Source organism: Stenotrophomonas pictorum JCM 9942, from assembly GCF_001310775.1.
GTDB classification, from domain to species: Bacteria; Pseudomonadota; Gammaproteobacteria; order Xanthomonadales; family Xanthomonadaceae; genus Stenotrophomonas; species Stenotrophomonas pictorum.
In genome coordinates, this window is record NZ_BAZI01000092.1 from 1 (window position 1) to 8,913 (window position 8,913).

8 protein-coding genes and 1 pseudogene are annotated in these 8,913 nt (G+C 63.5%); 6 read left to right on the forward strand and 3 right to left on the reverse strand.

What is annotated here, in order from left to right:
* Nucleotides 1–723 precede the first annotated feature (723 nt).
* The 6 genes and pseudogenes from JCM9942_RS06750 to JCM9942_RS06775 form a co-directional block, all read left to right on the forward strand.
* Entirely contained in the window at nt 724–1,251 is a 528-nt protein-coding gene (locus JCM9942_RS06750) for a hypothetical protein (protein ID WP_054658639.1), read from the forward strand.
* A 139-nt stretch (nt 1,252–1,390) separates the two neighbouring features.
* A complete protein-coding gene (locus JCM9942_RS06755) occupies nt 1,391–1,894 on the forward strand; it encodes a hypothetical protein (RefSeq protein WP_425478318.1) in 504 nt (167 codons plus the stop codon).
* A gap of 46 nt (nt 1,895–1,940) precedes the next feature.
* Nucleotides 1,941–3,152, forward strand: a complete 1,212-nt coding sequence (locus JCM9942_RS06760) for a hypothetical protein (protein ID WP_054658629.1) — start codon at nt 1,941–1,943, stop codon at nt 3,150–3,152.
* A 137-nt stretch (nt 3,153–3,289) separates the two neighbouring features.
* Nucleotides 3,290–3,988, forward strand: coding sequence for a C39 family peptidase (locus tag JCM9942_RS06765; protein ID WP_054658631.1), 699 nt, complete (start codon nt 3,290–3,292; stop codon nt 3,986–3,988).
* Between the two features lie 12 nt (nt 3,989–4,000).
* Nucleotides 4,001–4,771 carry a hypothetical protein gene (locus JCM9942_RS06770; RefSeq protein WP_054658633.1) on the forward strand — a complete coding sequence of 257 codons (771 nt, stop codon included), beginning with the start codon at nt 4,001–4,003 and terminating at the stop codon, nt 4,769–4,771.
* 162 nt (nt 4,772–4,933) lie between these two features.
* Nucleotides 4,934–6,130 (forward strand): annotated as a pseudogene (locus tag JCM9942_RS06775) (transporter); the annotation flags it as partial.
* A gap of 9 nt (nt 6,131–6,139) precedes the next feature.
* On the opposite strand, the gene JCM9942_RS06780 reads toward JCM9942_RS06775, so the two are convergent.
* The 3 genes from JCM9942_RS06780 to JCM9942_RS06790 all read right to left on the reverse strand — a co-directional run.
* Nucleotides 6,140–7,480, reverse strand: coding sequence for a sigma-54 interaction domain-containing protein (locus tag JCM9942_RS06780; RefSeq protein WP_054658635.1), 1,341 nt, complete (start codon nt 7,478–7,480; stop codon nt 6,140–6,142).
* A 189-nt stretch (nt 7,481–7,669) separates the two neighbouring features.
* Nucleotides 7,670–8,416, reverse strand: coding sequence for a C40 family peptidase (locus JCM9942_RS06785; protein ID WP_083468449.1), 747 nt, complete (start codon nt 8,414–8,416; stop codon nt 7,670–7,672).
* Nucleotides 8,417–8,522: 106 nt separating this feature from the next.
* Nucleotides 8,523–8,913 (reverse strand): C40 family peptidase (locus JCM9942_RS06790; protein WP_054658637.1); only part of this gene is annotated, 391 nt, incomplete at its 5' end.

An 8,913-nucleotide genomic window follows, 5' to 3' on the forward strand; every position in this document is an offset into this window, starting at 1 on the left:
CTGATCGTCCAGCGCCGGAGCCGGGCGGCGTAGCACCTCCGGCTGGGCTTCGGGCCATCGCCGCCACCGGACCGGATGGGTTCCCAGGGCAAGTGGCAGGCGCGGTGCCGGGCAGTGGCACCAGCAGCCGGCTCACCTTGAAACGGCGAGGAGAAGGGATGCGCCTGTGTCATTGCGGGGGCGCGCTGCCGCCCGATGTGCGCAATGACGTCCCCGGTGTGACGCTGCAGGCATTGCTGCCCGAGCTCCGCCGTCCCGGCAACAAGCCCATAGCGCCGTTATGTTGCCGCGGCTATCAGATCAGCAACCGATGTTGCATGGCGTGTTTTCGTGTCGCTGGCCGGTAGCCGGCTGGCGCGATGGCGGGGGGAGGTGCTCGGACATGACGCGGACATACGATCCGTGCGCGGGAGGCCGCCCAGGTGCCACATGTAGCGGGCGGTTCTACGCCCGGCCTCTCCCTGGCTGCCTGCGCAGGCGGATTGGGATGTAACAGGGTGTAGCACAACGGTGTATCACTCCTGATACACCCCTCAAGCCCGCGTCCTGCCGCCATCGCGCGCCTGAATGATCGTCGAACCGGCGCCTGAAGCTGAAAACGGTGTTACAGGAAGGTAAGTTTCCCGTTTGCCCGATTCTCCGCAAGTTGCTGTTTTTATTGCCTAAATAAAGTTGGCACGGTTGCTGCGTAGTCCTGTCCGCAGATGAGATGTGGACGAGGAAATGGACAGCAACGTACATCGCTATCAGTGCATCGCCGCTTTCGCCTTGCTGGTCGCCATGCCGGTAACCGTCATGGCCTCGGGCGCCCGCCAGGGGGTCAAGGCACAGCCCGGCGAAATGGTGCTGCTGCGGGATGTCTCCGCACGGATGGCCTATCGCCCCGCGCCGCCGGGGATGGCGCTGATCGCCGAACCCTCGCCGAAGCGTGAAGTGGGAACCGCCCTGGGCGTCTCCATCGGGATGGATGAGCTTTCCGATGATGAATATGCGGCGATGGGCTCGGGCCTGACCCAGGCAGCGCCGCACCAGACCACGGTGGAACGGGTAAGCGCGACGGCGGTGACCGGCACGCTCGGACGGGCGACCGGTGACGGCGGCGTGCTTTCCGGCAATCAGCTTGGCCAGGCCATCGGTGGGCCGATGGGGGCTGTCAGCGGTGCCACGCGCGGCATTGGTGACCAGGTGCGCAGTGCATTTGCGCAGTTCCCGCTGGGTCAGCCGGCCGGCAGTGGTCCGGGCGGCAAGTGAGAGCGATGACCATGAACCGACTCGGATTTCTGCTGTTGGCGGGTGCATCGCTGGGGTTGGCCGCCCAGGCGCAGGCGCAGTCCCAGGATGACTATGCCGGAATGCTGACGTATCTGCCAACAGCCGCATCGACGGCAATGTGCTGTCCGGCAGCAGCGGCGCGGTCGCGGTCAACATGGCCGCAGGCGATCTCAATCTGCAAGCCAATCTGCACAGCATGGCGATAGGCAAGACCGCCTTGGCGAGCGTCAGCGCCATCCAGAAACAACGGGGCAACCAGTTCGACATGCCACTGCACGCCAGCGCCACCCTGGGTGGCCAGGCGCTGGTTGGCGCGAACGGGATTGCCTCGATCAATCAGGCCAGTGGCAGCGGCAATACGGAACTCAACTCCGTAGTTGCTGTCTTGGCCGACCAGGGCATACGCGAAACGACCAATGAAGCGATGGCTTCGGCAGGCTCGTTCGCGTCGGCAGGGGGGCAGGGTACCGCCGGCGGACTGGCGTCCCCGGGAACCCGCAAGGTCGGAGTGGAAGCCTCCGCACTGCGTGGGTTCGAGGGTGTGCTGCAACTCAATCAGATCGCGGGATCGAGCAATGCCACGGAAAACCAATTGAGTATTTCCGTGCAGCCGACTCCGTGAAGCAAGGTTCCACCCACCCGTTGCAGAACCAGAAGAAGAGGGCACCATGAAAGCGAATATGAAATGGACGGTACTCGCCATGGCAGTTGCAGCACTGACCAGCAGTGCTGCGGCTTTCGCGCAGAGCGACCGCAACAACAACGACTATCCTCGTGGCGATCGGAACAGCCACAACGTCGAGGTGAGTCTGGACAAGGACATCAGTCTGAGCTCCGACATCGAATTCTGGGGCGATCCGGAAATCTGGGGCGATATCTATATCGACTCGGCCGCCATCGCATTGATCGACAACCGCCAGTCGGTGACCAACAACTCGGGTGAGAACACCCTGCTGACCAACGATGCCACCATCGCCGACGATGTCGCGATGGATGCCTCGGGCAACCTGGGCTTCAACGTTGCCGCCGGCGACAACAACACCCAGGACAACGCGGCCTCGCTGTCGGCGGCCGACGCCTCGTTCGCATTCGGCATGGCCGATGCGGAGGTCTTTGTCCACCAGAATGGTGCCAACAACGAGACCATGAACTACGGTGTGATCAACAATGCCGGCGTTGGCGGCAACGCGTTCAGTGGCGCCAGCGGCAACATCGGCGTGAACGTCACCTCCGGCAACAACAACGAGCAGAAGAACGCGCTCGCCGCCTCGGTGGCGACCAGCCGTTACGCGCAGTCCACCATCAGCTCCAACCAGGTGTCGATGGGCAACAGCGTCAGCAACGCCGGTTATGAGGAGGAACGCACCAATACCACCCAGGTCAGCCTGTCCGGCCCGGTCGCGGGTATGACGGTCGCGGTCGGTGGCGGTTCCTATAGCGGCACCGGCTCGGCGTATCAGAAAGACAACTACTATCTGGATACGTGGGATGGCGCATTGCCGCATCCGGATGGCAACGATACCGGTCATATCGACCTCGACAACGCCATCCAGAACGCCACTGCAAACCCGAACCGTCCGGGCGTGGGCGGCATCGCCTTCGATACGGAAGAAGAAGGCGAGCTGGGCTTCCTCGAGCTGGGCGCGGCGTACCTGTACGCCAACCTGAGCGGCACCGTGAACAACTCGTACACGGTCGCGGTCAATGCCACCAATACGGCAGCCCTGTCCGGCAGTGCGTTCTCCAGTGCGTCGGGCAACATCGGCGTGAACGTGTCGGCAGGTACCGGCAACCTGCAGGCCAACAGCCTCGCTCTGGCCGTGGCGCAACCGTCGACCGGCGGTGGTGGTGGCGGTGGTGGCAATCCCGGCGGCGAGTAACCCTGTCCGGTTCGCCGGTAGTAGATGGTGAGAGCAACAAACCCGGCCATCCGCCAATGGCCGGGCTACCCCGGGAGCCCCTGTCCCTCCTCCCCCTTGGGGCAGGGGCTCCTTCCTGCCATGGAGACGGTACCGGCATGATCCGCACGACAGTCGTTCTGTTGTTTGCCCTGCTGCTGCATGTCACGCCGGTACGTGCCGGCGAGGTGGGGTTCAGTGGCGTCCTGCCCAATGGCGCGCTGTATACCCAATCCATCGAGAGCATGAAGGAGCGCCGCTTCCGTTATCTGGTACGGCAACACACCGATTACAGCTGCGGTGCAGCCGCGTTGGCGACCATTCTCAAGTACGCCTATCACCTGGACGCCGATGAGGCGACGGTGATCGAAGGAATGATGGGAGTCTCCGATCCGGAACTGGTGCAGCAGCGCGGTTTTTCGATGCTGGACGTGAAGCGTTACGTGGAGTCCCTGGGAATGCGGGGGCGCGGTTACCGGGTCAGCGAGGAGCGGCTGCGCACCTTGCGCGTGCCCAGTCTGGTGCTGATGGATGTGCGGGGTTTCCGCCATTTCGTGGTGCTCAAGCAGGTGCTGGGCGACATGGTGGAAATCGGCGATCCGATCCTCGGCAACCGGGTGGTGCCGGTGGCCGACTTCCTGGAGGCATGGCCTTCGCGGACGGTGTTCGTGGTGGTTGGTAGTGACTTTGACCGCAACACGGTGCTGTTGCTCCCCAGTGAGAAGGCGAGCGCGCGCGCGCTTTACGCGCGACAGGGAAAGCCGATCACCGATGCCGAACTGGTGGATTTCGGCTTCACCCATGCCGACCTGTTTTGAAGGAGTAGGTTCATGAAAATTTGCAATCCATGCTGTGTGGGCCTGGCGCTGATGCTTGCGACATCCGCCCATGCGGCTGAATCCAAAAGCGTTGCCGGCAAAGGCCTGCAGGAGGTTCCGGATGCGGAGCTGGGTCTGATGCGCGGCCGTTACACGGTTGGAGGCAATGCGGTGGCCTGGTTCGGCGTGACGATGATATCCACCTGGCAGACGCAGACCGGCCAGACCCTGCAAGGGGCGATGAGGCTGGGTATGGATTTCACCAAGGGCAACACTCCGAAAGTCAGCTTCACCCCCACGGTGAGCATCACCGATGCCAACGCACCGTTGCCGGATACCAGTGGTCGCAGTATCGATGCGAGCGGACTGCAGAATGTCGCTGGTCTTACCCAGAGCATTCAGGTGGCCGGCGACGGCAACCGCGCCAGCAATGTCACCCACCTCAATGTCCGCAACGGCACCACCGCGCCGGATGGCTCGGGCGTGATCAATACCAGTGCGATCGCGCAGAACGGCAATGCGACCGCGCAGGTGCAGTTCGATGGCAATGCGGCCAAGTTGCTGCTGCAGGTCGACGGGCTGGGTGCGGTGGAGCAGTGGGTGCGCAGCGGCAGTGTCGGCCAGACCATCCAGTTGATGGGGGATGGGCAACTGGCGGGCAACCGGCTGCAGATCGATCTGGTCAGAAGCGCGTTGGCCGACAACGTGCCGCTCACCCAGAACGTCGCGCAGGCCATCACGCTGGCCCGCGGTTTGAACGGCGCCGGTGCATTTGGCCCGTGATTCCACTTCCAGCGTGATCGACGCTGGCAACCGAAAACCTTTCCAGGCAAGGGAGTTCACCGATGAAACGACTGGCGATGGCGGCGCTGGTGGGGGGGCTTGCACTAGGCTCGACGGAGCTGGCGCGCAGGACGCGCCCAAGGCCAGCAACGAGGCCGATCTGAAAGCCTGATGGGTCAGCTTGAAGCACTGAAGGCCAGTTATGCCCAGGAGGTGCGCAGGCTGCGTGAGCTGGATATGCAGGTGCAGGCGATGCAGGCGCGGATCAGCGGCAAGGCGGGCGGCATGACGGCACCCGCGGCGCCAGCAACCGACGCTGCGCCGGTCGCCGGCGCTTCTGCACCGACCGAGGGGTATGCCAGTTCGGCGGCCGAAGCGCAGGCCGCCAAAGACGCGGCCCGGCGCAGTGTCAATGACGTCAAACAGCAGCAGTCGGCGTTGTTCAACCAGAAGCTGACGCTGGAAAACAGCCTCACCTACGCACGCTATGACCGCAAACAGCTGACCTTGAACGGCTTCCTCGCGCTGGATGCGATTTTCCTGGGCAATATCGCGATCGAGAATGTCGAGTCCGATTCGCTGACCTACAATTTCGCCGCGCGCTGGGGGGTCAATCCCAAGCTCACGCTGAATCTGGATGTGCCCTACATCGCGCGTAAAACCATCTACCAGAAGGGCGGTGCGGGCGGCTCGGCTGGAGCGATCGCGCAGGAAGAAACCCATGGCGATGGCATCGGCGACGTGACCGTCAGTGCCAATTACAAGCTGTTCCCGGAAGGCCGGCGGCGTCCGGAAACCGTATTGAGTGTGGGCGTCACCGCCCCCACCGGCCGTGAACCCTATGGCCTGGACTGGAAGGTGCTGGAGCGCGACGATGATGACTTCATCCGCTTCGCGGTACCTGCGCAGCAGCCTACCGGCAACGGTGTGTGGCAGGCCAACGTGGGTCTATCGGCGGTGAAGACGGCTGATCCGGCGATCCTGTTCGGCAACATCGGCTACATCCACTCCTTCGAGCGCGGCTTCGACGACATCGACGGAAACCCCGATACGGTCAACCCGGGCGATGTGAAGCTGGGCGGCTCCTATTACTTCGGCGCGGGTGTCGCATTCGCCTTCAACGAACGTACCAGTCTGAGTATTTCCTTCAGTGATCGCATGAGCGCGCGTGCCTCGACGCGGTTCAAGGGCGGTCAATGGGTGAAAGTCATCGGCAGTGACGCCAACGCCGGAACCTTGAATCTGGGGGTCACCTACGCGCTCACCCCGCATGCGACGTTCGTCAGCATCCTGGGGATCGGCCTGACCCCGGATGCACCGGACTTCAGCCTGGCCTTCAAAGTCCCTTACATGTTGTAACCGACGGCATCAGCGCATCGTTTCCAGCGGCAGCTGGTGTTTGCGGCACAGACGGTAGATGGTGACCCGCGAGACCTTCATCAGTCTCGCGCAGGCACTGACGTTGTAGCGGCTCTGCTCGAGGCAGGACAGCAGCGTGTCCCGTTCGGCCGCGGCGCGGGCCAGATCCAGTTGCGCCCCCTCCGCTTCGGCACCCGTGGCGGTGAGTTCCAGGTCGGCACAGCTGATCAGCTCGCCCTCGGCGGTGATCGCGGCACGCTGCACGCGGTTGAGCAGTTCGCGTACGTTGCCTGGCCAGCTGAAATGGGCCATCGCATGGCGGGCGGCAGCGGTGTAGCCGCGCGCACGGATCGGATGCCGCGCGCGGAAGGCTTGCAGGAAGTGCCCGGCGAGCAATTCGATATCGCCTTCGCGCTTTCGCAAGGGAGGGATGACCAGGCGCAGGACATTGAGGCGGTAGTACAGATCGCTGCGGAATTGGCCGCGCGCCACCGCCTGCTCCAGATCCACGTGGGTGGCCGCCAGGATACGGACGTCGACGTTGATGGGCTGGTTGCTGCCGACCCGCTCGATGGTGCCCTCCTGCAGCACCCGCAACAGACTGGTCTGGGCGTCCAGCGGCAGGTCGCCCACTTCATCAAGGAACACGGTACCGGTGTGTGCGGTTTCAAACAGCCCCTGACGGCGCGAGGTGGCACCGGTGAACGCGCCACGCTCGTGGCCGAACAGTTCCGATTGCACCAGCGTGGCGGGAATGGCGCCGCAATTGATCGCATTGAAGGGTCTATCGCTGCGTTCGGACAGACGGTGCAGCGCATGCGCGGCCACCTCTTTGCCGGTACCGGTTTCGCCGGTGATCAGCACCGGCAGGTTGACTGGCGCGAATTTGCGCAAGGTCGCGCGCATGGCCAGCATCGAGGTGCTTTCGCCCAGCAGGCTGTCCAGCACGTTTTCAGCACTCTGGGAGACGGGGCTGTTACCCAGGATCTGCAGGTGCTGGACCAGCTCCTTCAGGTCCGGTGGATGCGGGAAGTGCCGTTGGCAGGCGGCCAGCAACCGGGCGGTGCAAGGTTCGCTGCCGGGAATGCCGGAAGTGATGGCCAACAGCGGCATGTGCCGGTGTTCGCTGGTGATTTTCTCGATGCGTTCCAGCTCTGACGCCGTTGTCTTGCGGAAATCGATCAGGCCGACAAGCGTGTCGCCGCCGCGCATGCCGATGTTCGCAGGTTGCTGGGGCAGTACCTCGCGGATCTGCCAGCCATCGGCAGCCAGTGCCATCCGTTCACGCATCCCCGGATGTCCGAACCAGATCACGCAGCGTTTTGGGGTAGAGACAGGTGTTGCAGCCATGCGTGGTCACCTTGCTTCTCAGGCCCACCTTATACCCCACCTGAAAACAGGCGCAATCACATTGCAGGCCTGAATAGGCGCGGTGAATTGCATGTCGCGCATTTATTTCTACCGGCTGCGCATTCACTTTTTTTTCAAAAAAAAGCCGCAGGGTGAGCTGCGGCCTTCAGAAGATGTGGCTGGAACGGCTTACAGTTCGACGCGGCGTGCCTGCATGAACTTGCCGCTCCAGTAACCGGTGAGCAGCGAATCGGTCCGTACGTCCTTGCCGGTGCTGGGGGCGTGCAGAAAACGGCCTTCACCGACATAGATGCCGACGTGGTCGATCCGGCCCTTGCGGCCGAAGAACACCAGGTCGCCGGCAACCAGGGCGGCGCGGTCCTTGATCATTTCCGAACTGGCCTGGCTGGCCATTTCACGTGACACGCGCGGCAGCTCGATGCCCAGCGCGGTGCGGAAGACATAGCCGACCAGTCCACTGCAATCGAAGCCGGCGTCCGGCGAGGTGCCACCCCAGCGGTAGGGCGTGCCCAGCAGGGTCATCGCGCGGCGCAGGATCGACTGGACCTTGCCGTCCTCGTCGCGGGCCAACGCGGCATCGGTGGCGGTGGCGACACTCTTGGAGGCGTCATAAGTGGAAAGCAGGCGGCTCAGGTCGCCGGCGAACATCGCCGAGCGGTCCATCAGCGGAATGGTGTCGTTGGCGGCCAGGTGGGGCAGCAGGGCCGCCAGTGTCGCCGTAGCCGCAGCATCGGCCTTGCTGCGCGGGGTTTCGTTCTTCGCGGCCGGCTTGGCGGCGGCGGGTTCTGCTTCGGCAGCGCTCTGGGCGAGGGCGGGAAGCGAGGTCAGGGCCAGTGCCGCGGCGCAAAACAGCCGGCGGAGCAGTGGATTCGAGTACTTGGGCTGGCTCGAGTAGGACGTGTTTTTATTCGTCACGCGGCAGTCACATAAAAAATCGATGGGCGATCATGCCCTGCCTGAGGATGCTTTTGGTACAAATTCCGTTAAATTTTCGTTTTACAGATGTTGAATTTGTTCATATTCAGTGTAGAACCCGCTTCGCGCCGCTGTAGTGGTCCCGCCAGTATGGGCCCTCCAGGGAGTCCAGCCGTACCGTGCCGCCGGTGCTGGGGGCATGCACGAACCGGCCTTCACCGACATAGATGCCCACATGCCAGACGTTGCCGCGGTCGCCGAAGAACACCAGATCGCCATTGGCCAGTTGCCGCGGATCGATCTTCGGTCCCTGGATGGCGGCCAGTTCCCGGGACGTGCGCGGCAGGTTCAATGCCAGCATGTCGCGATAGACATAGGTGACCAGGCCGCTGCAGTCGAAGCCCGATTCGGGCGTGTTGCCGCCGTAGCGGTAGGGCGTGCCGACCAGTCCCAGCGCCCGCATCAGTACCGCCGAGGTTGCGGCCGGATCGGCCGGG